General features: G+C 65.4%; 29 protein-coding genes and 4 tRNA genes. 19 read left to right on the top strand and 14 right to left on the bottom strand.

All coding sequences use genetic code 11. From position 1 onward, the window contains the following. Positions 1 to 43: 43 nt before the first annotated feature. Entirely contained in the window at positions 44 to 838 is a 795-nt protein-coding gene (locus tag BLU18_RS02175; RefSeq protein WP_092630765.1) for a helix-turn-helix transcriptional regulator, read from the bottom strand. Between the two features lie 214 nt (positions 839 to 1052). Between BLU18_RS02175 and BLU18_RS02170 the strand changes: the two genes are divergently transcribed. Together BLU18_RS02170 and BLU18_RS02165 are read left to right on the top strand one after the other, a co-directional pair. Continuing rightward, complete coding sequence (locus tag BLU18_RS02170) at positions 1053 to 2057, top strand: DMT family transporter (RefSeq protein WP_245697854.1); 1005 nt, start codon at positions 1053 to 1055, stop codon at positions 2055 to 2057. Between the two features lie 133 nt (positions 2058 to 2190). Further along, positions 2191 to 2466: a hypothetical protein gene (locus BLU18_RS02165; protein ID WP_092633577.1), complete on the top strand. Its 276-nt coding sequence runs from the start codon at positions 2191 to 2193 to the stop codon at positions 2464 to 2466. Positions 2467 to 2862: 396 nt separating this feature from the next. Here BLU18_RS02165 and BLU18_RS02160 read toward each other — a convergent pair. The 5 genes from BLU18_RS02160 to BLU18_RS02145 form a co-directional block, all read right to left on the bottom strand. Then, positions 2863 to 2936: transfer RNA gene (locus BLU18_RS02160), tRNA-Thr, on the bottom strand. Between the two features lie 11 nt (positions 2937 to 2947). Further along, a complete protein-coding gene (locus BLU18_RS02155) occupies positions 2948 to 3430 on the bottom strand; it encodes a GNAT family N-acetyltransferase (RefSeq protein WP_092630759.1) in 483 nt (160 codons plus the stop codon). Between the two features lie 42 nt (positions 3431 to 3472). Continuing rightward, positions 3473 to 3787 (bottom strand): DUF5785 family protein, encoded by a 315-nt coding sequence (locus tag BLU18_RS02150; RefSeq protein ID WP_092630756.1) that lies wholly within the window; start codon positions 3785 to 3787, stop codon positions 3473 to 3475. A gap of 337 nt (positions 3788 to 4124) precedes the next feature. Next, positions 4125 to 4694, bottom strand: a complete 570-nt coding sequence (locus BLU18_RS14470) for a hypothetical protein (protein ID WP_143025214.1) — start codon at positions 4692 to 4694, stop codon at positions 4125 to 4127. A 262-nt stretch (positions 4695 to 4956) separates the two neighbouring features. Next, positions 4957 to 5040 (bottom strand) — tRNA-Ser (locus BLU18_RS02145). 140 nt (positions 5041 to 5180) lie between these two features. On the opposite strand from BLU18_RS02145, the gene BLU18_RS14695 reads away from it, so the two are divergent. Then, positions 5181 to 5324, top strand: a complete 144-nt coding sequence (locus tag BLU18_RS14695; RefSeq protein ID WP_176791160.1) for a DUF7557 family protein — start codon at positions 5181 to 5183, stop codon at positions 5322 to 5324. 8 nt (positions 5325 to 5332) lie between these two features. On the opposite strand, the gene BLU18_RS02140 is transcribed toward BLU18_RS14695, so the two are convergent. From BLU18_RS02140 to BLU18_RS02125, 4 genes are read right to left on the bottom strand one after another with little or no spacing between them, the layout of a single operon-like run. Continuing rightward, positions 5333 to 6271, bottom strand: a complete 939-nt coding sequence (locus BLU18_RS02140; RefSeq protein ID WP_092630753.1) for a WD40/YVTN/BNR-like repeat-containing protein — start codon at positions 6269 to 6271, stop codon at positions 5333 to 5335. A gap of 40 nt (positions 6272 to 6311) precedes the next feature. Beyond that, entirely contained in the window at positions 6312 to 7067 is a 756-nt protein-coding gene (locus tag BLU18_RS02135) for a hypothetical protein (protein WP_092630750.1), read from the bottom strand. Between the two features lie 52 nt (positions 7068 to 7119). After that, a complete protein-coding gene (locus tag BLU18_RS02130) occupies positions 7120 to 7761 on the bottom strand; it encodes a uracil-DNA glycosylase (protein ID WP_394327313.1) in 642 nt (213 codons plus the stop codon). Positions 7762 to 7803: 42 nt separating this feature from the next. After that, positions 7804 to 8832, bottom strand: coding sequence for an Mrp/NBP35 family ATP-binding protein (locus tag BLU18_RS02125; RefSeq protein ID WP_092630747.1), 1029 nt, complete (start codon positions 8830 to 8832; stop codon positions 7804 to 7806). A 159-nt stretch (positions 8833 to 8991) separates the two neighbouring features. Between BLU18_RS02125 and moaA the strand changes: the two genes are divergently transcribed. The 15 genes from moaA to BLU18_RS02050 all read left to right on the top strand — a co-directional run bounded on the left by moaA (position 8992) and on the right by BLU18_RS02050 (position 17217). After that, entirely contained in the window at positions 8992 to 9960 is a 969-nt protein-coding gene (moaA, locus tag BLU18_RS02120) for a GTP 3',8-cyclase MoaA (RefSeq protein ID WP_092630744.1), read from the top strand. 167 nt (positions 9961 to 10127) lie between these two features. Continuing rightward, positions 10128 to 10212 (top strand) — tRNA-Ser (locus BLU18_RS02115). Between the two features lie 16 nt (positions 10213 to 10228). Then, positions 10229 to 10750: a 30S ribosomal protein S13 gene (locus tag BLU18_RS02110; protein WP_092630741.1), complete on the top strand. Its 522-nt coding sequence runs from the start codon at positions 10229 to 10231 to the stop codon at positions 10748 to 10750. 3 nt (positions 10751 to 10753) lie between these two features. Further along, entirely contained in the window at positions 10754 to 11281 is a 528-nt protein-coding gene (locus tag BLU18_RS02105; RefSeq protein ID WP_092630738.1) for a 30S ribosomal protein S4, read from the top strand. Beyond that, complete coding sequence (locus BLU18_RS02100) at positions 11278 to 11670, top strand: 30S ribosomal protein S11 (RefSeq protein ID WP_092630734.1); 393 nt, start codon at positions 11278 to 11280, stop codon at positions 11668 to 11670. The genes BLU18_RS02105 and BLU18_RS02100 overlap by 4 nt, the downstream gene beginning before the upstream one ends. Positions 11671 to 11674: 4 nt before the next feature. Beyond that, positions 11675 to 12424 carry a DNA-directed RNA polymerase subunit D gene (locus BLU18_RS02095; RefSeq protein ID WP_092630731.1) on the top strand — a complete coding sequence of 250 codons (750 nt, stop codon included), beginning with the start codon at positions 11675 to 11677 and terminating at the stop codon, positions 12422 to 12424. Between the two features lie 128 nt (positions 12425 to 12552). Further along, positions 12553 to 12637 (top strand) — tRNA-Leu (locus tag BLU18_RS02090). A gap of 20 nt (positions 12638 to 12657) precedes the next feature. After that, the gene (locus BLU18_RS02085; protein WP_092630728.1) at positions 12658 to 13008 is read left to right on the top strand and encodes a 50S ribosomal protein L18e; all 351 of its coding nucleotides are present in this window, start codon (positions 12658 to 12660) and stop codon (positions 13006 to 13008) included. Beyond that, positions 13005 to 13442 (top strand): 50S ribosomal protein L13, encoded by a 438-nt coding sequence (locus tag BLU18_RS02080; protein WP_092630725.1) that lies wholly within the window; start codon positions 13005 to 13007, stop codon positions 13440 to 13442. The genes BLU18_RS02085 and BLU18_RS02080 overlap by 4 nt, the downstream gene beginning before the upstream one ends. After that, complete coding sequence (locus tag BLU18_RS02075; protein ID WP_092630722.1) at positions 13436 to 13834, top strand: 30S ribosomal protein S9; 399 nt, start codon at positions 13436 to 13438, stop codon at positions 13832 to 13834. The genes BLU18_RS02080 and BLU18_RS02075 overlap by 7 nt, the downstream gene beginning before the upstream one ends. A gap of 12 nt (positions 13835 to 13846) precedes the next feature. Then, positions 13847 to 14038 (top strand): DNA-directed RNA polymerase subunit N, encoded by a 192-nt coding sequence (locus tag BLU18_RS02070; RefSeq protein ID WP_092630719.1) that lies wholly within the window; start codon positions 13847 to 13849, stop codon positions 14036 to 14038. Continuing rightward, a complete protein-coding gene (locus BLU18_RS02065; RefSeq protein WP_092630716.1) occupies positions 14035 to 14214 on the top strand; it encodes a DNA-directed RNA polymerase subunit K in 180 nt (59 codons plus the stop codon). Before BLU18_RS02070 ends, BLU18_RS02065 begins: the two co-directional genes overlap by 4 nt. Continuing rightward, a complete protein-coding gene (gene eno, locus BLU18_RS02060) occupies positions 14211 to 15416 on the top strand; it encodes a phosphopyruvate hydratase (RefSeq protein WP_092630712.1) in 1206 nt (401 codons plus the stop codon). Before BLU18_RS02065 ends, eno begins: the two co-directional genes overlap by 4 nt. Continuing rightward, complete coding sequence (gene rpsB, locus BLU18_RS02055; protein WP_092630709.1) at positions 15413 to 16183, top strand: 30S ribosomal protein S2; 771 nt, start codon at positions 15413 to 15415, stop codon at positions 16181 to 16183. The genes eno and rpsB overlap by 4 nt, the downstream gene beginning before the upstream one ends. A gap of 71 nt (positions 16184 to 16254) precedes the next feature. Beyond that, positions 16255 to 17217 carry a zinc-dependent metalloprotease gene (locus tag BLU18_RS02050; protein ID WP_092630706.1) on the top strand — a complete coding sequence of 321 codons (963 nt, stop codon included), beginning with the start codon at positions 16255 to 16257 and terminating at the stop codon, positions 17215 to 17217. Here BLU18_RS02050 and BLU18_RS02045 read toward each other — a convergent pair. Genes BLU18_RS02045 through BLU18_RS02035 form a run of 3 tightly spaced genes read right to left on the bottom strand, consistent with a single transcriptional unit; the run spans position 17214 to position 18428 of the window. Further along, entirely contained in the window at positions 17214 to 17435 is a 222-nt protein-coding gene (locus tag BLU18_RS02045) for a hypothetical protein (protein ID WP_092630702.1), read from the bottom strand. The genes BLU18_RS02050 and BLU18_RS02045 overlap by 4 nt on opposite strands. Further along, complete coding sequence (locus tag BLU18_RS02040) at positions 17435 to 17806, bottom strand: nuclear transport factor 2 family protein (RefSeq protein ID WP_092630699.1); 372 nt, start codon at positions 17804 to 17806, stop codon at positions 17435 to 17437. Before BLU18_RS02040 ends, BLU18_RS02045 begins: the two co-directional genes overlap by 1 nt. 34 nt (positions 17807 to 17840) lie before the next feature. Beyond that, positions 17841 to 18428 carry a methyltransferase family protein gene (locus BLU18_RS02035; protein ID WP_092630697.1) on the bottom strand — a complete coding sequence of 196 codons (588 nt, stop codon included), beginning with the start codon at positions 18426 to 18428 and terminating at the stop codon, positions 17841 to 17843. 82 nt (positions 18429 to 18510) lie between these two features. Between BLU18_RS02035 and BLU18_RS02030 the strand changes: the two genes are divergently transcribed. Next, positions 18511 to 19164, top strand: coding sequence for a helix-turn-helix domain-containing protein (locus BLU18_RS02030; RefSeq protein WP_176791159.1), 654 nt, complete (start codon positions 18511 to 18513; stop codon positions 19162 to 19164). Here BLU18_RS02030 and phoU read toward each other — a convergent pair. After that, positions 19161 to 19847 (bottom strand): phosphate signaling complex protein PhoU, encoded by a 687-nt coding sequence (gene phoU, locus BLU18_RS02025; protein WP_092630691.1) that lies wholly within the window; start codon positions 19845 to 19847, stop codon positions 19161 to 19163. The genes BLU18_RS02030 and phoU overlap by 4 nt on opposite strands. Positions 19848 to 19874 lie beyond the last annotated feature (27 nt).

Below are 19874 nucleotides of genomic sequence, written 5' to 3'. Positions count from 1 at the left end.
GCTGGTGAACTACCTGCGGGCTCGCTCCGGGCCGTAGCGTCGCTCACTCGCGAATGTCCGCGGCGTCGAGTGGCGACGCCGCGTCCCAGTACGTCTCGAAGGTGTCGTGGGCCCAGTCGCTCACGGCTCGGTCGTCGGTGTCGACGGAGGCCTGCAGGACGCCGTTCACGTCTCGCAACAGTAGGTGGACCACGTCGTCGGCGACAGTCGTCGCCACGGGGATGTCGTCGTCGCGAACGCGGAGGCTCGCCTCGGGGGCGTCGAGTAGTGATGTCAGGCGGCTGCGCAGGCCCTCGTCGTCGGCCACGGCGTCGATGGCGTCGCGCGAGAAGACGCCCTCGAAGGTCATCTCGCCGTCGGTGACGCGGCGCTCGATGACGTCGAGACTCCCCTCGTTGAAGGCGTGGGAGAACACGCGGACCGACGACGATTCCCGCAAGAGGTCGAGGACGCGCCGAATGGGCGCGTTGGGTTTCGTCCCGCTTGGGACGGTGATGGTCGCATCGCCGAGGCGTCGAAGGTCGAACCCCAGCGCCGCCGTCGGGAGATACTCGACGATGGGCCGCAGGTCGTGTTCCGTCTCGACGACCGACAGCAAATCCAGAAAAGCGTCGGCGACGAGTTCGCCAGTCGCGGTGGCGACGTAGGCGCCGTCGACCCGCTCTATCCACGACCGCTCCTCGAAATCGCGGAGGATACGACCGAGCGTGGCCTGTGAAGCGCCGGTCGTCACCGCGAGGTCCCGTCGCGTGTGACGCTCCTCGGCGAGCAATCGGAGCACCGACACGCGATTGGGCGAGAGCGCGAGGAACTCGATGTCCGCCAGTGCCGACTCCATACCACCTCTGCTCTCCGAGCCGGCAAACCGTTTTCGCCCCGTGAAACTATTTCACGCCGTGTGTACCGACACGGGGAGTGCGAGCCTTTCTTGCCGTGAAAATTTTTACGAATTAAACTATACGTCGGCAGCTCGTACGTGTAGATATGCACGGCTCTCTGTGGATTTCGGATTCGGTATCGACGCGCGAACGCGACGGTCGGGAGGGTGCGGAGTGACGACGGCAGACCGCCGGTCGCTCGGCGCGTTCGTCGTCGCCAGCGTCCTCTTCGGGGGGACGTTCGTCGCGGTGAAGGCTGGGCTCGACTACTTCCCGCCGCTGCTCTTCGTCGCCCTTCGGTTCGATATCGCGGCCGTCGCCCTCCTCGCGTACGCCGCGGCGACGACGCCGCGTGGCGAACTCCTTCCGCGCACGCCGCGGGACGTGGCTGGCGTGTTGGCGACGGGCGTCCTCGCCATCGGCCTGACGAACGCCCTCCTGTTCGTGGGGCAGACGCACACGACGAGCGCTGTCGCCGCCATCGTCTTCAGCCTCAACCCGATTCTGACGCCCGTCTTCGCCGCACTCGTGCTGGCGGACGAGCGCCTCTCGCGACGCGGCCTCGCGGGCATGGCGCTCGGATTCGTGGGCGTGGCGCTCGTGGTCAATCCCGACCCCGCGATGCTCCTCGACCTCGGCGTCGGGAAGGCCATCCTGCTCGCGGGCGCCGTCGCCGGTGCGCTGGGGAGCGTCCTCATCCGCTGGGCCGGCGGGTCGCTCTCCAGCACTGCCCGCACCGCGTGGGGCCTGCCCTTCGCCGCCGTCCTCTGTCACTTCCTCAGTTGGACGGCTGGCGAGTCCGCACGCACCATCACGTGGAACACCGAGGCAATCCTCGCACTCGCGTACGTGGGCCTGCTCGCGGGCGCCGTCGCCTACATCGCGTACTTCGGCTTGCTCGACGCGGCCGGCGCGATTCGCGCGAACCTCGTGTTCTACGCCGTCCCCGTCGTCGCCGCGCTTGGCGGGTGGGCGTTGCTCGGCGAAGTCGTCTCCCAACTCGCGGTCGGTGGCTTCGTCACCATCTTCGTCGGCTTCGCCGTCCTCGGGAGCGAGTCCATCGACGTTCGCGCGGCCCTCGACAGACTCCGTGACCGGGCCGGCGACTCCGTGGACGTCCTCGACGCAGACGCACTCGACGTGGACGACTCGACTTGCGTCGATATCGACTCCGACTGACGCCGCTGGCCAGATTTCCCGCGGTCCCCACGCTTAACGTGTCGTGTGCGATACCACGGCACATGGTTCACACTACTCGTCTCGGCGTCGACTACACATCCCAACGCGCTCGGCGCCCGCGGAGGTGAGCGCCGTGGCAACGGAACTCCAGCCGTCACCCGAGTCGCTCACCTGTTCGCTCTGTGGGACGAGCATCGACGACGCGGGCTATCTCCCGGCGACCGACCGCGGCGCGACGTACGAACCGATAGCCGACGAGGCCGTCTGTGGCACCTGTGGCTTCAACGAAGTCGGGATGGCGGGGTGTGCACCCGCCGTCGACGACGTGACCGACCCCGGTCCCGACGCCGTCCTGTTGTACGTCCAGCGGACCGACGAGGGGTTCGAAGTCGTGTCGGTGAAGCGGTAGCGGGACCGGATCGAGTCGGACGGCCGACCGACCGCCTCGATATGCTCGCGATATCGAGCGCACACCTTTCAGCGGTCGCGCCGTCCCGGAAACTGCAATTCGCGTTGTAGTCTTCGATGGCAATATCTTGGACCCGTTCCTCTGTCCAGTTGCCCCTGCTGTCCTCCCCGAGACTGGCAGGGGTTCCCACCTCCCCGTCCGCTTCAGCTGTGCGACTCCTGTCCAGCTGCCCACCATGGGCCATTGCCCATGGTTTTCGGCTGCGTATTCCAGTCTCCCCCAGATACTGGTGACCCTGATTCGACGGGTCCACGTCGAAAACGGAGTCGCAACGCTGTGGGAGAGTGAAAGATTCGATAGAGGTCCTGCGAGAATGGCTTTGAACCGTTCGTTCGAAGCCAGGGGTGGGATTTGAACCCACGAAGTCTCGATTACAAGTCGAGTGCATGAACCGCCCATGCTCCCCTGGCGCGACGGCAGGTTATCGGTCCCCGTGCGGGCGTTTATCGTTTTCGACCTCGCGCTCGAATTCGATTCGATGCGGCCGGTAGCCCTGCCGTTCGTAGAAACGGACCGCGTCCTCGTTGGGCGCGAGTGCCTCCACCGCCACCGTGTCGACACCGCGGTCGTCGAGTGCTGCCTCGGCGGCGTCGAGCAACTGCGTTCCCACGCGCTCGCCGCGTCGCCCCGCCCGAACGTACAGGTCGCGGACGACGCCGCGGGTGCAGTCTTGGACTAGCGGCCCGCGCTCGATTCTGAAGCAGACGAACCCGACGAGGCCGTCGTCGCGAGCGACGAGCAGTCCCCCGTCGGCAGCGTGTTCGGCCAGCGACCGTCGAACTGTGTCGCGGTTCGCGTCCGCCCGGAGGTGTGACCCGTGGCGTCGCTGGTCGCGGGCGAGTTCGACCCAGAGGTCGGCGACGGCGTCGGCGTCGGCCGGCGTCGCGGATTCGACGGTGACCACGGCGGCCGTACGGCGACGCGCGGCAAGTCAGTTCCGACGTGTTCAGGCGCCGCCGACGGACGCGTCCGCGCCCTCGTAGAACCAGTAGCCCTGTTCGCGCATCGCCTCGCCGAGTGCCTGATGGAGGGTGACGAAGTCCTCGAACTCGTCGCCGTCGACGCCTTCGAAGACGTCCCGAACCGAGACGACCGTCTCGAAGTCGATTCGAACGGGTTCGTCACCGTGTTCGTCGACGAACGCAGCGACGTCGAGGGGGAAGTCCTCCTCTTCGTCGATTTTCTTGGCGATGACGGCGTGGCCGTACTTGCGTCGGCCTTCGCTCCCCTCCTCGCCGTCCGGGTCGTGTGGCCAGTCCATGTCCGGGAGTTGGTCGCACGGCCCAAAGCCGTTACGGGTGTCCAGCAATCCGGCCGCTACAGCGGAGAGAAGTGGTGTACCGTGCGTGCGTGGTCGAGGAGTTCCTCGGTGGAGTCGAACGTCTCACCACACCCGCACTGGTGCGCTTCGGTCGCCGACGGCTGCTGTGTCGACATACGCAATTCTTGGCTCTACAGGTATATAATGGTTCTTCAGGTGGGTGGTACCGTGGCACTAGCGGGAGACAATTACAGGGAATGTGTGGGTTTCCTAAGTAACAGAAGATAAGCACACAATATAATTTGCCGACGGGTTAGCCCAGGGCGTAATTCCGCATTCAATTACGAGATTGAATCAAATAGACTTGCGAGATAATTCCAAGTCCAACCATTAAACCGCCAAAATATAATCCGTCTGAAATCACTATGCCAATCAGATAGCCAACTGTCTGTGCAAAATTATCCTTGACAAGCGGAATCTCTAACTGAAATATACTATATCTCCAGAATAGGGAGAGAGCAACCCACAGCAATCCGGAAGTATATAATTTGAATGCGCTAAATGAACCAAGTTCCGTTCTTGGTGCTTTTTCACCTGTTAGTTCATCTATAGGCTGGGAAATCAACCAGGTCGCTACCAGAATTACGGCAGCTAGTATTATTGATTGAGATATTAGTCTGATCAGACCAGATAGCAAATTTGGCGCAGTGACAACGTTTCTTAGAACAAATACGACAGCAATAACCGAGGCACAACCTGTCTGAATGATAAATCCTACCTGTCCAATCATTCGGAAAAATATGATCCAATCTTTTTCAGAGAGAGAATTCCAGGATTTTGTTAAAGATTCCATAGGGATGGCATCTCGCAACAGTATTTTAGCAATAGCCCATAGGCTGTCCTCCATCGCTATTGTACTTTGACGGGTGATTTATTAAGCTCCGCTTCAGCAAGTCACGAAGTCATATCATATAATAAAATAATATATATTTGTGTGTAAGCGCCGCGAGAGTGAACTATGAATCACCACCAATTGCTATACAGTTAACTGTAGGAATATGCGGTGGGACTGGGATTCGAACCACGGTCGTTTCGCTCACGTCCGTTCGCGTCACTCCCTGATTCGAACCACAGCGGTCGCTCTCCGCTCACTAGTGTTCGCGGAGAAGCGGTGGGACTGGGATTCGAACCCAGGAAGCCGTGAGGCTACCTGCTTTCAAGGCAGGCGCAATAGGCCGCTCTGCCATCCCACCACACGCGAATCGCCCGGCGGGCGACCAACGCCACCGGAGTCGGTCGTACGCAAACGCCCGACGCTGTTGAAGCTATCGTTCCCGTCGGCCTCCCGCGATGAGGGCCGGGATTTTAACGTCCGGCCGTCCACAGTCAACCCATGTCACGGACCGTCGAACTCAGCGACGACCTTGCGGACCGACTCGACGAACACCGAGCAGAAGACGAATCCATCGAGGAGTTCATCGAGGAGCTCGTCAACATCTACGAGCAAGAGGGCCGGTTCAGCGACCCCGGCCTGTAAGTCGACGGTCAGCGTTCCAGTATCGTCCCCGACGCGCCGACGGCGACGTGTGGATGACCGACGGTGACGCCGTGAAGCGTGGCCTCCGTCGGTGACGACACTCGCCACGCTCCGGGTTCGTCCTGTTTCTCGCCGGGGCGGTGGACGACATCGCCGTCGACGCCGACGGCGTGGACGCCGCCACAGGCGCAGATAGCCACGTCGGTCAGCGCCGCGTCCGTCACGTCCACGGTCCGCCAGCCGTCGTCGGTCCGCTCGTGGACCTTCGAGCCGACGACAGTCACCTCGTCCTCGACGGCGACCGCTTCGAGGTGGCTCTCGGCGTCGAGTCCGGCGCGCTCCCACTCGGTCCCCGTGGTCGTCTCGAAGACCGACCCGGTTCCGTCGACGAGGGCGGCGTGTGTCTCGTCGTCGGTGTCGAGGCCGTGAATCGTCGCGCCCGACCCGGGCGTCAGGTGCGTCCAGGACGCCCCGCCGTCGCGGGAGACGTGGACGTTGCCCGAGGCGTCACCGAGGTAGACGGTCGCCTCGTCGCCCGACCCGGTGACCGACAGGGCCGTGAGGGTGTCCGTCACGTCGTCCGGCGCCGTGTGGTCGGTGAGTTCGGCCGCGTACACGTCGTACGCGCCGAGCGCACCGCTGGCCCCGGCCATCCAGATCTGCGTCCCGTCGTCGTCCACGTCCACCGCGTGGAGGTCGTTGCCGTTCCCGCTGGGACCGTTCCGTCGCCGGACCGTCCACCCGTCGCTCGTCCGTTCGAGGAGGATACCGTTGCTCCCCGCGGCGAACGCGCCGACCGGCGTCTGCACCGCCGCTTCGAGGGTTCGACTCGTCGGCGTCTCGACGGCCGTCCAGCGTCGGTCGCCCATCGCGGCGAGATAGTCGACACCCGCGGGGGCGGCGAGCGTGAGCGCCGCGCTCTGGAGGTAGGTTCGACGGTCCAGCATCTACCGCGAAGGAAGCGTCTCGGCCCCAAGAAGCCCGGGCCTAGTCGACGACCAGTCGTGGCTCGTCGCCGTCGCGGGCGACGCGCAGGCCGAGTTCGTCGACGACGGTGGCCGTGTGAACGGGGACGGCGCGCTCGGCGTCGATGCGCGCCTTCAGAATCGGGAGGGCGTCGAGCAGGTCCGCACCCGTCTCCACGACGGGGTGAATCGGGAGGAAGTCGATTTCGCCGCCGGCGTCGCGGCCGCGAGCGGTTAGCGTCTCCAGCGCCGGGTCGGCGAAGGCGCCGTCGAAGTCGATGGGGTCGGTGAAGCCCGCGTAGTACACGCGGCCGCGGGTCGACGTACCCAGCACCACGTTCGAGCGCCGGAGTTTCATCGCCGCGTTGTCGATGACCGGTCGCGTGAGGAAGGGGATGGTCGGGTCGACGACGGCCGCGGAGTTGACACCCTCCTCGCGGAGGAGGTGGGTGACGGTGTTGCCGGCGCGGGCGTCGACCGTCGACCCTACCTGTGGCTCGAAGCGCACGTCGTCGATGTCGTCGAGGGCGGACGCCACGACGGCCCGCACCGCCGCTTCAGAGGTCGTCTCCGTGACGTGGTCGTCCGGCAGGAGGTCGTCGGGGCGGTAGTTGACGAGGAGGTCGCCGCCCGACCGCTCGACGGCGACGGCGATGTCTTTCAAGACGGCCTCGTACCACGCAGCAGCTTGAGACTCGCTCAGCGGACTCGTCGCCGCGAGGTCTGTCGCGACGAGGCCCGGCCGCGGCGGGGCTGCCAGCACGGCGATAGTAGTCATGTCACTCGCTCGTGGCGGCGCGCCCTTGAACGCGCCGGTCCGCGCGGACGGCTCAGTCGTGGGCGCCGCTTCGACCCTTCGTCTGTCGGTAGTCCCGGCCGAGCACCGACTCGGCGAGATGCTCGACGAACGCCTCGGTGTCGGCGTCGGTCTGGTCGTCCAGAGATTTCATCGGCACGAGTTCGAAGCCACGGCCCCGAACCGTCGTCGCGTGCAGGTCGTCGGCGTCGAGCGTTTCGGGGTCGCGTGTCGTGTGTTCGACGGCCACGCCGCGGAGCGCCGTCGTCCCGATGGGGACGATTATCTCCGGGTTTATCATCCGGAGGTCGGCGGTGAGATAGGGGTCGCAGGTGGTTATCTCCGCGTCGGTCGGGCCGCGCTCGGGGTGGTGACACCGGGTGAGATACGTCAGATAGGCGTTGTCGAGTTCCGGCCGGTCGGCGTCGGGCGACGAGTTCGAGAAGCCCAACTCGCCGAGGATGTACTGGAGTCGGCGCCCGGTATCGTCGCCGGTGAAGGGGATGCCGGTCCGGTCGGCGCCGGGACTGGGTTGCCCGCCGACGAACAGGAACTCCGCGCCTGCGTCGCCGTAGCCGTGGACGACGTTCGTGCGGGTCTCACAGAGGTCCGCGCAGTTCTGACAGTCGGCGTCCATACCGAACGGGTTCTCGGGAGATTCCTGTGCTGGGTCCACGCTCTCACCTCGCCCTCCGCCCACAAAAGCGGACTGACAGCGTCACGTTTCCGAGGCGCGCCGTCGGTTGATGACGCCGACGTTGTTGGCCACCTCCTCGGTGACGACGCGGAAGGCGTCGGCCGTCTGGTCGTCGTCTTTCAACACTATCGGGTCGCCATCGGTTCGAATCGCCGGGTCGAGGGGGATGCCACCGAGGTAGGGGATGTCGGTCGTTTCGGCGAGCGCCTGCCCCCCGCCGGAGCCGAACACGTCGTGTTGGCCGCCACAGTCCGGGCAGACGAACGAACTCATGTTCTCGACGAGGCCGAGGACGTTCGTGTCGTGGCGGCCGAACATCTCGACGCCCTTCCGCGCGTCGTCGATGGCCACTTCCTCGGGCGTCGTGACGATGACCGCGCCGGTCAGCGGGAGCGTCTGGAGGATGGTGAGTTGGGTGTCGCCCGTCCCCGGCGGCAGGTCGAGGACGAGGTAGTCGAGGTCACCCCACTCCACGTCGTCGACGAGCTGGGTGAGCACCTGATGCACCATCGGCCCCCGCCAAATCACGGGGTCGTCCTCGCCGACGAGGTAGGCCATGCTGATGTGGCGCACGCCGTACCGCTCCGGGGGGATGATGGTGTCGTCCTCGGTGGTCGTCGGTGACTCCTCGGAGCCGAGCATCTGGGGGACGTTCGGACCGTAGACGTCGGTGTCGAACAGGCCGACGCGGGCGCCGAGCTTCGAGAGGCCGGCGGCGATGTTGACGGCGACGGTGGATTTCCCGACGCCGCCCTTGCCCGAGGCGACGGCGATGATGTTTTTCACGCCGGGAAGCACGTCCTCGTCGCGCAGCGAGGCGGGTTGTTTCGCCGTGAGTTCCACGTCGATGCCGGCCTCGCCGAGGACCTCCCGGACCCGCGTGGCGATATCCCGCTCGGTGGGAGCGTAGGGGGCCCCGAGTGCGAGCGACACCTTCGCGACACCGTCCTCGACGGCGATGGCGTTGACCAGGCCGAGCGACACGATGTCGTCGCCGAGGTCCGGGTCCTCGACCCGGCGGAGTTTCTCCCGCACGTCGGCTTCGTCCATGCCGCAGCGTGGGCGTGAGGCGCGGATAAGAGTTTTGTCACACCCCGTGAGCGAAACTCCGGCAACGAACGAGACGACGCCGATAGTAATCGAATACAGTTACGCAACCGGGTCCGGATGGCGCGAATTTAAGCCTCTTGGGACGAAGGAGGAAGTAGAATGCTGGAGGACGATTTCGGTCGAGAGGTGACTGGCGTGCGGGTGTCGCTCACCGACCGCTGTAACTTCGACTGTGTCTACTGTCACAACGAGGGACTCGGTGACACTCGCGGGCCGATGGAGGCACAAGACGACGAGATGTCGGCGGACGAGATTGTTCGCTTTCTGGAGGTCGCGGCGGAGTTCGACGTCGACAGCGTGAAATTCACCGGCGGGGAGCCGATGCTCCGCGACGACTTGGAGGAGATAATCCGCCGGACGCCGGACTCGATGGAGGTGTCGATGACGACGAACGGTACCTATCTCCCCGGTCGGGCGCAGGACCTCGTGGACGCCGGTCTCGAACGCGTCAACGTCTCGCAGGACGCCCTCGACCCCGAGGAGTTCGCCGAGATAACGAAATCCGGAGCGTACGACAAGGTGATGGAGGGCGTCGAGGCGGCACTCGACGCTGGCCTCGACCCGGTGAAACTCAACATGGTCGTCTTCGAGCACACCGCCGGCTACGTCGAGGGGATGGTCAACCACGTCGCCGAGAACGATGGGCTCCAGCTCCAGCTCATCGAGTACATGCCCGAACTGACCGGCAAGCCCGAGTGGAACATCGACATCGGGCGCGTTCACGACTGGCTTGCGGACGTGTCCGACGAAATCGAGCACCGCGAGATGCACGACCGCAAGCGCTACTGGGTCAACGGCGGGATGGTCGAAATCGTCGACCCCGTCGAGAACCCGACGTTCTGTGCCAACTGCCACCGGGTCCGAGTCACCCACGAGGGCTACCTGAAGGGTTGTCTCAACCGCAACGACGACCTGCGCTCGATGGGCGACATGACGCGCGACGAGATTCGCGAGACGTTCAAAGAGACCGTCGCCAACCGCGTGCCCTACTACGGCGAGTACATGGTCCAGAACGACGACGGCGAGTGGGAGATCAACGAGAAGTACATCGGCGCACCGACCGCGTAATCTGTTCGCCCGCGTGCGACGCGGGACTCTTCTCACCGACGCTGTGAGGCGACCACATGCGGCTCGCCCTTTCGTGATGTTTAAGTACTGGCCCCGGGTTGATTCGAATGCATGCTGCAGGGGCGTTCGGCCCCGAGTCCGCAAGGGCGACAATACAGAACGCAGGTGTTGCGGTAGCCAAGCCTGGCCCAAGGCGCAGGGTTGCTAACTCTGTGGCGTCAAGCCTCCGGGGTTCGAATCCCCGCCGCAACGCTGGCACCCCATATCCATGAGTGCAGAAGAACCACAGGACGGCTCCCCCGAGGACGACGAAGACCTTCGGTACTTCGTCCGAATCGGACAGACCGACCTCGACGGCACGAAGGCTGTCGAGCGGAGCCTCACCGACATGAACGGCATCGGCAAGCGCACGGCGCGCATCGTCGCCGACTCGGCTGACGTGGACCGAACCGCCACGTTTGGCCGACTCGACGACGACGAAATCGACCGCGTAGTCGAGGCAGTGGAGAACTTCGCCGACGAAGTCCCCGAGTGGATGGTCAATCGGCGTAACGACTTCTACACCGGCGAGAGCGACCACATCGTCGGCTCCAACCTCAGTCAGACGCGCACGCAGGACATCAATCGCATGAAGATGATTGATTCCTACCGTGGCGTCCGACACAAGCGCGGACAGAAGGTGCGCGGCCAGCGGACGAAGTCCACCGGCCGCACCGAAGGCACCATCGGCGTCAACGTCGAGGCCATCAAGGAAGACATGGCCGAAGAGGAAGCGGGCGAGGAGGAGTAATCAATGAGCACCGGCAAGAACACCAAGTTCTACGAGACGCCGAATCACCCCTACCAGGGCGAGCGCATCGCCGAGGAGGCCGACCTCCTCGGACGCTACGGCCTGAAGAACAAAGAAGAACTCTGGCGAGCCCAGTCCGAACTGCGAGAGATGCGCCGCGAGGCGCGACGACTGCTGGGCGACGCACAGGGTAACGTCGAGGAAGCCGCCGACGCTGGCGCCGAGTTCGTCGCTCGACTCCAGCGACTCGGCATCCTCGGCGGTGAGGACGACATCAGTGACGTCCTCTCGCTCGAAGTGACGGACCTGCTCGAACGACGCCTGCAGACGGTCGTCTACCGGAAGGGGCTGGCACACACGCCCCAGCAGGCTCGTCAGTTCGTCAGTCACGGCCACATCACGGTCGAGGGCGCACGCGTGCAGACGCCCTCGAAGAAAGTCGAGGCCGACGAGCAGAGCGCTATCGAGTTCGACGAGACGAGTCCGCTCGCGGACGACCTCCACCCCGAACGCGCGGAGGGTCAAGAATGAGTGCTGAAGAACAAGAGAGCAAGTGGGGCATCGCCCACGTCCACGCGTCGTTCAACAACACCCTGATCACCATCACGGACCAGACGGGTGCCGAAACCCTCGCGAAGTCGAGCGGCGGGACGGTCGTGAAGCAGAACCGAGACGAGGCGTCCCCGTACGCCGCGATGCAGATGGCCGAAGTCGTCGCCGAGGAAGCCATCGCCGCGGGCGTCGAAGGCGTTCACGTTCGCGTCCGCGGTCCCGGTGGCAACGGCAACAAGTCCCCCGGGCCCGGCGCGCAGGCAACCATCCGCGCGCTCGCTCGTGCCGGCCTGGAAATCGGTCGCATCGAGGACGTGACCCCGATTCCGCACGACGGCACGCGAGCACCCAAAAACAGCCGCCTCTAACATTATGGTAGCCGACTTCGAAGTCGAGTTCATCGAACGCGACGACCGGAACGCCCGGTTCCTAGTCCGGGGTGTGACGCCGGCCTTCGCCAACGGCATTCGCCGGGCGATGGTCGCCGACGTCCCGACGTTCTCCATTGACACCGTTCGGTTCGTGGAGAACTCCTCGGTCATGTTCGACGAGATGATCGGCCTTCGACTGGGGCTGGTGCCACTGACGACCCCCCTCGACGACTTCGAGGTGGGCGACGAAGTGACGCTGGCGCTTGACGTCGAGGGGCCGGCGACGGCGTACTCGGGCGACATCGAGACGTCCGACGACTTCGTCAAACCGGCGGACGACAACATCCCCATCATCGAACTCAAAGAGCAACAGCGGATCGAACTCGAGGCCGACGCCGTGCTGGACCGTGGCCGCGACCACGCCAAACATCAGGGCGGCGTGGCCGTCGGCTACCGTCACCTGCAGCACGTCGAAGTCGTCGACGACGCTGGCGAGTTCGACGAACAGGAACCGAACATCCTTCGCGGGGTCATCGAGACCGAGGACGGCGAACTCGTCGCAACGAGCGAGTTCGACCACGACCTCACCAACCGATACCCCGGCAAGGAACTGGAGATTCATGACGTGTCCGACGCGTTCGTCTTCCACGTGGAGACGGACGGGTCGTTCAGCGTCGAGGAACTGGTCACGCGCGCCGTCGAGTCCATCGGCGACCGCGCGGCGGAACTGGAAACCAAAGTCGCAGTTTAGGACCCCAATGCCCCGACACACCATCCCATCGTCGCTCGCATCGACCGCGAGCGACGGCGTTCGCTCCACCCGATTCGGAGCGGGGACCGAAAGTGGTTTGAAGGGGCGACCGATACTGCGCTATGCGTGCAGGGATAGCCAAGTCAGGCCAACGGCGCAGCGTTCAGGGCGCTGTCCCATAGGGGTCCGCAGGTTCAAATCCTGCTCCCTGCACTCCTTTCTGGAGGAAGACAATGAGTAAAACGAATCCGAGACTCAATAGTCTCATCGCCGAGTTGAAGGCGGTTGCGCGCGAGTCTGGTGCCGGTGTTTGGCAAGACGTCGCAGACCGCCTGGAGAAGCCACGGCGCACCCACGCAGAGGTCAACCTCGGGCAGATCGAACGATACGCCCGAGAAGACGAGACCGTCGTCGTGCCCGGCAAGGTGCTGGGCAGTGGTGTGCTCGAAAAAGAAGTTACCGTCGCCGCTGTCGACTTCTCGTCGACGGCGCGGACGAAGATCGAACAGGTCGGTGACGCCGAGCAGCTCGAACAGGTCGCCGAACGCAACCCCGAAGGTTCCAACGTGCGGGTGATTCGATGAGTCTTGCAGAGTTCGACGCCGACGTCGTCGTAGACGCCCGCGACTGTATCATGGGCCGGGTCGCGAGCGAAGTGGCCCAGTCCGCGCTCGACGGTGAGCGCGTGGCTATCATCAACGCCGAGGACGCAGTCATCACGGGTAACGCAGAATCCACGATGGAGACCTACCGCAAGCGTGCGAATCTGGGCTCCGACAGTGGGCCGTACTACCCCAAGCGGCCGGACCGCATCTTCAAGCGGGCCGTCCGCGGCATGGTCCCGTACAAGAAGCCGCGCGGACGCGAGGCGTTCGAGAACGTCCGTGTCTACGTCGGCAACCCCTTCGATGAGGACGCCGAGGTCCTCGAGGGTACGTCGCTGGACCGACTCTCGAACATCAACTTCGTCTCCCTCGGAGACGTCTCCAAAGAACTGGGTGCGAACGTCACATGGTAACTAACACGAGCGGCAAGAAGAAGACGGCCGTCGCCCGCGCCACCGTGCGTGAGGGCGAGGGTCGCGTTCGAATCAACTCTCAGCCCGTCGAGCTGGTCGAACCGGAGCTGTCGAAGCTGAAGATGCTGGAGCCGTTCCGCATCGCCGGCGACGACCTCCGCGAGACGGTCGACATCGACGTCGACGTCTCCGGTGGCGGCTTCGCCGGACAGGCAGACGCCGTCCGAACGGCCATCGCCCGCGGGTTGGTGCAGCACAACAACGATGCCGAACTCCGCGATGCGTTCATGGAGTTCGACCGGTCGCTGCTGGTCAACGACGTCCGGCAGTCCGAACCCAAGAAGTGGGGCGGTCCCGGTGCGCGGGCCCGCTACCAGAAGTCCTACCGCTAAGGTGATTCACCCATGATGATCCCAGTCCGGTGTTTCACGTGCGGGAAAGTCATCGGCGAGCACTGGGAGGAGTACCAGGCTCGACTCGATGACGGCGAGGACCCCGAAGAGGTGCTCGACGACCTGGACGTGACCCGGCACTGCTGTCGACGGATGTTCGTCTCGCACAAGGACCTGGTCGACGTAGTCTCCCCCTACCAATGAGTCAGGGACGCTACAATCGCTACGAGAAGGCACGCATCCTCGGGGCGCGAGCCCTGCAGGTGTCGTACGGGGCCCCCGTCCTCGTCGAGACTGACCAGAGCGAGCCGATTCTCGTCGCGGCCGAGGAGTACGACGCCGGCGTGCTCCCCTTCACGGTGAGGCGGGAGGGCAAATGACGCTGATTCGCTCGGTGAGTCTGCGTCGGATTCTCGACTCGCGGGGGAACCCGACCGTCGAGGCCGACGTGTTGACCGAGTCGGGTGGCTTCGGCCGCGCGGCCGCACCGAGCGGTGCCTCGACCGGCGAGTACGAGGCTATCGAACTGCCGACGGGCGAGGCTATCGCCGCCGCCCGCCAGCACGCCGTCCCCCGACTGGTCGGCGAAGTACACGCGGGCAACCAGCGCGACGTCGACGCCGCTCTGCACGGTTCGGACGGCACCGACGACTTCTCGATCATCGGCGCCAACAGCGCCGTCGCCATCTCCATGGCGGCGGCGAAAGCCGGTGCCGACGTGCTGGGTGCGCCGCTGTTCCAGCACCTCGGCGGCACCTTCCGCGGCGACAGTTTCCCGGTTCCGCTCGGGAACGTCGTCGGGGGCGGTGAACACGCCAAGGAAGCGACCCACATTCAGGAGTTCCTCGCCGCGCCAATCGGTGCGCCGAGCGTCTCCGAAGCCGTCTTCGCCAACGCCGCCGTCCACGAGCGCATCGGCGAACTGCTCGACGAGCGGGGCGTTCCCGCCGGCAAGGGCGACGAAGGCGCGTGGGCGCCCGCCGTCGACGACGCCACGGCGTTCGAAATCGTCGCGCAGGCGACGGAAGACGTGGCCGACGACGTGGGCTTCGACATCGGCGTCGGTCTCGACGTGGCCGCCTCGGAACTGTACGACCCCGAGGACGAGGTGTACCGCTACGGCGACGTGGAGCGGACGCCGGCGGAACAGGTCGACTACATGGCCGACCTCGTCGATGAGTACGACCTCGCGTACGTCGAGGACCCCGTCGAGGAGAACGACTTCGACGGCTTCGCCGACCTGACGGAACGGGTTGGCGACCGGACGGTGCTCTGCGGTGACGACCTGTTCGTCACCAACGTCGAGCGCCTGCAACGCGGCATCGACGAGGGGGCAGGCAACGCCATCCTCGTCAAGCCCAACCAGATCGGGACGCTCTCCGACGCCGTCGACGCGGTGGAGCTCGCGACCCGAAACGGGCTGGACGCCGTCGTCTCGCATCGCTCGGGTGAAACCGAGGACGCGACGATTGCACACCTCGCCGTGGCGACCAACGCCCCGTTCATCAAGACGGGGACGGTCGGCGGCGAGCGAACTGCCAAACTCAACGAACTCATCCGCATCGCGGAGGACGCTGTATGACAGACAACGATAACGAACTCGAGACCCCGGACGGCGAGGAGGCGGCCGACGAGGACGCCCCCGCCGAGACCGCGGAGGAACCGACCGCCGAGGCAGCCGACGAGGCGGCCGAGGCAGAGACTGACGACGTGGAGGCCGAGGAGGAGCCAGGCTCGCCGTTCGACGAGAACGTCATGCCCGACGACGAGGCCGACCTTCTCATCCCCGTCGAGGATTACCTGGGCGCCGGTGTCCACATCGGGACCCAGCAGAAGACCGACGACATGGGCCGGTTCATCCACCGCGTCCGTGACGACGGCCTGTACGTGCTGGACGTGAGCCAGACCGACCAGCGCATCCGCACCGCCGCGGACTTCCTCGCGAACTACTCGCCCGAGCAGGTCCTCGTGACCTCCTCGCGCCAGTACGGCCGCTTCCCGGCCGAGAAGTTCGCGGAAGCCATCGGCGCCCGCGCTCGCACCGGTCGCTTCATCCCCGGCACGCTGACCAACCCGGACTACGATGGCTACATCGAACCGGACGTGCTGGTCGTGACTGACCCCATCGGCGACTCGCAGGCGGTCAAGGAGGCCATCACGGTCGGCATCCCCGTCATCGCCATGTGCGACTCGAACAACCAGCTCAGCAACGTCGACCTCGTCATCCCGACGAACAACAAGGGCCGACGCGCGCTGTCGGTCGTCTACTGGCTCTTGGCCAACGAGACGCTCGACCGCCGCGGCGCCGAACCCAGCTACGCCCTCGAAGACTTCGAGGCGGGCATCTAAGGGGAGACGGACTTTTCGTAGCCGATTCGTTTGCGCGGAAGCGTTTTTAGTCACTACCGACACGACTGCGTATGGACATCTTTCGGAGCGTCCGCACCGTCACCAGCGCGTCGGGCGACGGCCACGTCGACTGGACCGCCGTCGCCGACGCCGCCAAGGCCAGCACGGCGGCCGGGTCGCTTGAGTTGAGCGAGGCCGACCGCTCGGGATACGCGACGGACGTGCGCGACGCGCGTGACCGCCTCCGGTCGCTCGGCGGCGTCGAGTTCGACCTGCCGGACACGGTCGAAATCCAGAACCGCCACCACTGGATCGACGCCAACGTCGACACCTTCCGCCGCGTGATGGCGCCCGTCGAACGCGAGGTGCCACAGACGCTCTTCCCCGGCGTCAGTCGCGTCGTCAACACGGGCACGCTCTCTTTCATGCTCGCTTTCCTCGGGCGGAACGTCCTCGGGCAGTACGACCCGCTCCTCCTCGCGGAGGCGGCGCCCGACGACCGGAACCACGCGCTCTACTTCGTCCACCCGAACATCGTGCAGGTGGCGACGGACCTCGACGTGTCGCTCCCGCGGTTCCGGCGCTGGATCGCGTTCCACGAGGTGTCACACGCCGCCGAGTTCGGCGCCGCACCGTGGCTCTCGACCTATCTCGAACGGCGGGTGGAGCGCGGCGTCGACGCCCTCGCCGCTGGCGACGTCGACCGCGAGGCGTTCGCGGAGTTGGATACCGCGATGACGGCAGTCGAGGGGTACGCCGAACTGCTGATGGACCGGGCGTTCGACGACGACTACGCCGACCTGCGGGCGAAACTCGACGCCCGTCGACAGGGTGGTGGCCCGGTCGCCCAACTCGCTCGCCGCCTCCTCGGACTCGGCCTGAAGCGTCGGCAGTACGAACGCGGCGCGGACTTCTTCCACGCCGTCGCGGACGACCGAGGGCTGGCGGGTGCGAGCATCGTGTGGGAACAGCCAGAAAACCTACCGACGGACGCGGAACTCGACGACCCCGAGCAGTGGCTGGCGCGGGTCTAGCGGTTCTGCTGCCACTCGCGCCCGACCCGGCCGAGGTAGGCGACGAGCGCCCAGCCGACGAGACAGCCGACAGCGAGGGCAACGAGGGTCTGTACCAGCGTCGCGCCGACGGCGAGGCTGACGAGGCCGCCGGAGAGGCCGACAAGGCCGATGAAGCCGAGTTTGAGGCGGCGCGTCGCGGTGCGGCGGTCCTCCTCGGTGAAACTCGGCCCCACCATCAGCCGTCGACGTAGGGCGTGCTGACGTGCATCCCCACGAACACCCACTCGTCGTCGCGGCGTTCGAGCGTCCCGCTCCATCGCGTCGAGAGGGCGTACTCGGTTTCCGGCGTGGTCCACGACATGAACACCGCATCGGAGAAGTGCGCGTGGTCGTCGCGTTCGATGACGCGGAGATCTTGGCTCTGGACGGTCCAGTCGTCGGTCGTTCGCGTCTGTTCGCGTAGGCCCTCGGCGACGGCGTCGTAGCCGACGAGGCGTTCGCCGACGCCGAACTTCACCACGTCGGGATGCTCGGCAAAGTAGGGGTAGAGCGGTTCGCCTCGCCGGAGCGACTCGTAATACTCGCGAATCGTCGCCGCCGCATTCATGCCCGAATGGATAGGCCGATAGCGGTTAACTCTTTCAGGACCGCGCAGCGTCGAGGGCGCGACGGAGTGTTCCGAGACCCACGAATCGCGGGACGCGCGCCGCGTAGCGGTCGTACGCCTCCCCGAACTCGGCGCGTAGGTGTGGCTCTTCGGCGCGGGGCAAGAGGAGGACCCAACCGACGTGGACGGCAGCGAGAACCGCCACCAGCGCCGAATCGACGGCCAGTGCGAATCCGGGCACACCGACGACCATGCCCACGTACTGCGGGTTGCGCGTGTAGGCGTACGGGCCGTCGGTGTAGAGGGTGCCCGTGACGCCCATCGTCTCCGCGGCGCGCATCGTCCGCGTCCCCCACGCGAAGACGGCGGTACCGACGAGAGCGGCGACGACACCGAGAAGAGAGAGGGCACGGGGCAGTCCCCACGCACCGAAATCGAGGATAGCAGTCCCGAGTACTGCCACGTCGAAGACGCCAACGAGCGTCCAGTGGCAGTAGTACGCCGGCGTTCGGTCGCCGGGCGGCCACCACTCGTGGTCGGTCAGCAGCGTTGCGACGACGAGTACGTATACGCCGGCGGCCGACACGATGCCGGCCGCGAACGCGAAGCCGAGTAGGCTCATGTATCAGCCTCTCTCCCGACGACCCGAGTCGAAACTGCCTCACACACGAGGGTTTTATTTATTGGCGTACGAGCACCGACCGATGAAGTACGCGCGACTGCGGGTTCATCACGACCCGGATACCCTCCACCCGATGCACGCCTTCGAGATGGACCACGAGGCCATCGAACGCGCGTCGCTCCTTCACTGGAACACGGTCCTCGACGAGACGAACACGATGGTGTTCCGGGTTCGGGGCGACCCGGCGCCGTTCCGCGCGAAACTCGAGGCGCGCGACGCGACGGAGGCGTTCAGCCTCACCGACGCCGTCGAAGGCGTCTTCTACTGCTGCGTTCGCGACCGAGTGACAGACGCCGACCGCGGATATATCGACGCGTTCGCGCGGGGGACGCTCGTGGTGGTGCCACCCGTCGAGTTCGAACCCGACGGGACGACGGCAGTCACGCTGGTCGGCACCGCGGCCGACCTCGACGCCGCAGTCACGGAGTTGCCCGACGGACTGCGTGCCACTATCGAATCCGTCGGCCCGTACCGACGCCGGGCCGGCGAGTCGGACTGGCGTCTCACCGACCGACAGCGCGAGGCCGTCGCTGCCGCTGTCGAGTGTGGATACTACGACTCACCACGTTCCGGAACGGTCGCCGACGTGGCCGACGACTTGGATATCGCACCGGGGACGGCCGCAGAACATCTCCGCAAGGCGGAGGCGACAGTGATGCGACGCGCCAGCGATTAGTAGAGCAGTTCGTCGTCGTTCTCGGCCATGTAGAGCGTGCGGGCGGCGATGTTGACCGCGTGGTCGCCGATGCGTTCGAGGTCGCGGATGGTGAGCAGAAGGCGTGAGACGTCCTGCATCAGCGACTCCATCTCCTCGTCGTCGTCGAGGTCGTCGGCGAGGCGGTCGCTCTCGATGAGGTCGCGCACGACGAGTTCGCTCGCGGCTTCACACATCGCGTCCACCTCGTCGTCGTGGTCGGCGACGGCGTAACACGCCTCCACGTCCTCGTTCGCGTAGGCGTCCATCGCGTCTTCGAGCATATCGAGCGTCGTTCGCCCGATGCGCTGCATGTCCACGTCGGGGAAGAGGTCGCGCTCGGCGTCCAGCGTGTAGCCGCCGAGGTTGACAGCCAGGTCGCCGATGCGTTCGAGGTCGGTGATTATCTTGAACGAGGCGGCGATGAAGCGAAGGTCGCTCGCCACGGGTTGCTGGAGGGCGATGAGGTCGACACAGTCGCCTTCCAGTTTGAGATACATCTCGTTGATTTCGTCGTCGCCATCGATCACCTCGCGAGCCAGCCGTTCGTCCTTCCGTTCGAGCGCGTCCAGCCCCGTCCGGAGCCGCTCCGCGACCACTTCGCTCATGTAGAGGATGTCGTCGCGGAGTTCCTCCAACGACGACTGATAGTCCGTTCTCGCCATACACCACGCTCGGCGGGAGCAACCTAA

The organism is Haloplanus vescus, from assembly GCF_900107665.1.
GTDB lineage: Archaea > Halobacteriota > Halobacteria > Halobacteriales > Haloferacaceae > Haloplanus > Haloplanus vescus.
This window is presented reverse-complemented; position numbering and strand designations above follow the sequence as displayed.

What these genes read in the sequence shown, in the direction of transcription:
- BLU18_RS02110 (WP_092630741.1), top strand. Translation starts at nt 10,229, where the DNA reads ATGAGTGCAGAAGAACCACAGGACGGCTCCCCCGAGGACGACGAAGAC.
- BLU18_RS02035 (WP_092630697.1), bottom strand. Translation starts at nt 18,428, where the DNA reads ATGAGCCTACTCGGCTTCGCGTTCGCGGCCGGCATCGTGTCGGCCGCC.
- BLU18_RS02040 (WP_092630699.1), bottom strand. Translation starts at nt 17,806, where the DNA reads ATGAATGCGGCGGCGACGATTCGCGAGTATTACGAGTCGCTCCGGCGA.
- rpsB (WP_092630709.1), top strand. Translation starts at nt 15,413, where the DNA reads ATGACAGACAACGATAACGAACTCGAGACCCCGGACGGCGAGGAGGCG.
- BLU18_RS02105 (WP_092630738.1), top strand. Translation starts at nt 10,754, where the DNA reads ATGAGCACCGGCAAGAACACCAAGTTCTACGAGACGCCGAATCACCCC.
- phoU (WP_092630691.1), bottom strand. Translation starts at nt 19,847, where the DNA reads ATGGCGAGAACGGACTATCAGTCGTCGTTGGAGGAACTCCGCGACGAC.
- moaA (WP_092630744.1), top strand. Translation starts at nt 8,992, where the DNA reads ATGCTGGAGGACGATTTCGGTCGAGAGGTGACTGGCGTGCGGGTGTCG.
- BLU18_RS02095 (WP_092630731.1), top strand. Translation starts at nt 11,675, where the DNA reads ATGGTAGCCGACTTCGAAGTCGAGTTCATCGAACGCGACGACCGGAAC.
- BLU18_RS02150 (WP_092630756.1), bottom strand. Translation starts at nt 3,787, where the DNA reads ATGGACTGGCCACACGACCCGGACGGCGAGGAGGGGAGCGAAGGCCGA.
- BLU18_RS02085 (WP_092630728.1), top strand. Translation starts at nt 12,658, where the DNA reads ATGAGTAAAACGAATCCGAGACTCAATAGTCTCATCGCCGAGTTGAAG.
- BLU18_RS02030 (WP_176791159.1), top strand. Translation starts at nt 18,511, where the DNA reads ATGAAGTACGCGCGACTGCGGGTTCATCACGACCCGGATACCCTCCAC.
- BLU18_RS02100 (WP_092630734.1), top strand. Translation starts at nt 11,278, where the DNA reads ATGAGTGCTGAAGAACAAGAGAGCAAGTGGGGCATCGCCCACGTCCAC.
- BLU18_RS02050 (WP_092630706.1), top strand. Translation starts at nt 16,255, where the DNA reads ATGGACATCTTTCGGAGCGTCCGCACCGTCACCAGCGCGTCGGGCGAC.
- BLU18_RS02080 (WP_092630725.1), top strand. Translation starts at nt 13,005, where the DNA reads ATGAGTCTTGCAGAGTTCGACGCCGACGTCGTCGTAGACGCCCGCGAC.
- BLU18_RS02175 (WP_092630765.1), bottom strand. Translation starts at nt 838, where the DNA reads ATGGAGTCGGCACTGGCGGACATCGAGTTCCTCGCGCTCTCGCCCAAT.
- BLU18_RS02065 (WP_092630716.1), top strand. Translation starts at nt 14,035, where the DNA reads ATGAGTCAGGGACGCTACAATCGCTACGAGAAGGCACGCATCCTCGGG.
- BLU18_RS02125 (WP_092630747.1), bottom strand. Translation starts at nt 8,832, where the DNA reads ATGGACGAAGCCGACGTGCGGGAGAAACTCCGCCGGGTCGAGGACCCG.
- eno (WP_092630712.1), top strand. Translation starts at nt 14,211, where the DNA reads ATGACGCTGATTCGCTCGGTGAGTCTGCGTCGGATTCTCGACTCGCGG.
- BLU18_RS02070 (WP_092630719.1), top strand. Translation starts at nt 13,847, where the DNA reads ATGATGATCCCAGTCCGGTGTTTCACGTGCGGGAAAGTCATCGGCGAG.
- BLU18_RS02135 (WP_092630750.1), bottom strand. Translation starts at nt 7,067, where the DNA reads ATGACTACTATCGCCGTGCTGGCAGCCCCGCCGCGGCCGGGCCTCGTC.
- BLU18_RS14695 (WP_176791160.1), top strand. Translation starts at nt 5,181, where the DNA reads ATGTCACGGACCGTCGAACTCAGCGACGACCTTGCGGACCGACTCGAC.
- BLU18_RS02140 (WP_092630753.1), bottom strand. Translation starts at nt 6,271, where the DNA reads ATGCTGGACCGTCGAACCTACCTCCAGAGCGCGGCGCTCACGCTCGCC.
- BLU18_RS02075 (WP_092630722.1), top strand. Translation starts at nt 13,436, where the DNA reads ATGGTAACTAACACGAGCGGCAAGAAGAAGACGGCCGTCGCCCGCGCC.
- BLU18_RS14470 (WP_143025214.1), bottom strand. Translation starts at nt 4,694, where the DNA reads ATGGAGGACAGCCTATGGGCTATTGCTAAAATACTGTTGCGAGATGCC.
- BLU18_RS02045 (WP_092630702.1), bottom strand. Translation starts at nt 17,435, where the DNA reads ATGGTGGGGCCGAGTTTCACCGAGGAGGACCGCCGCACCGCGACGCGC.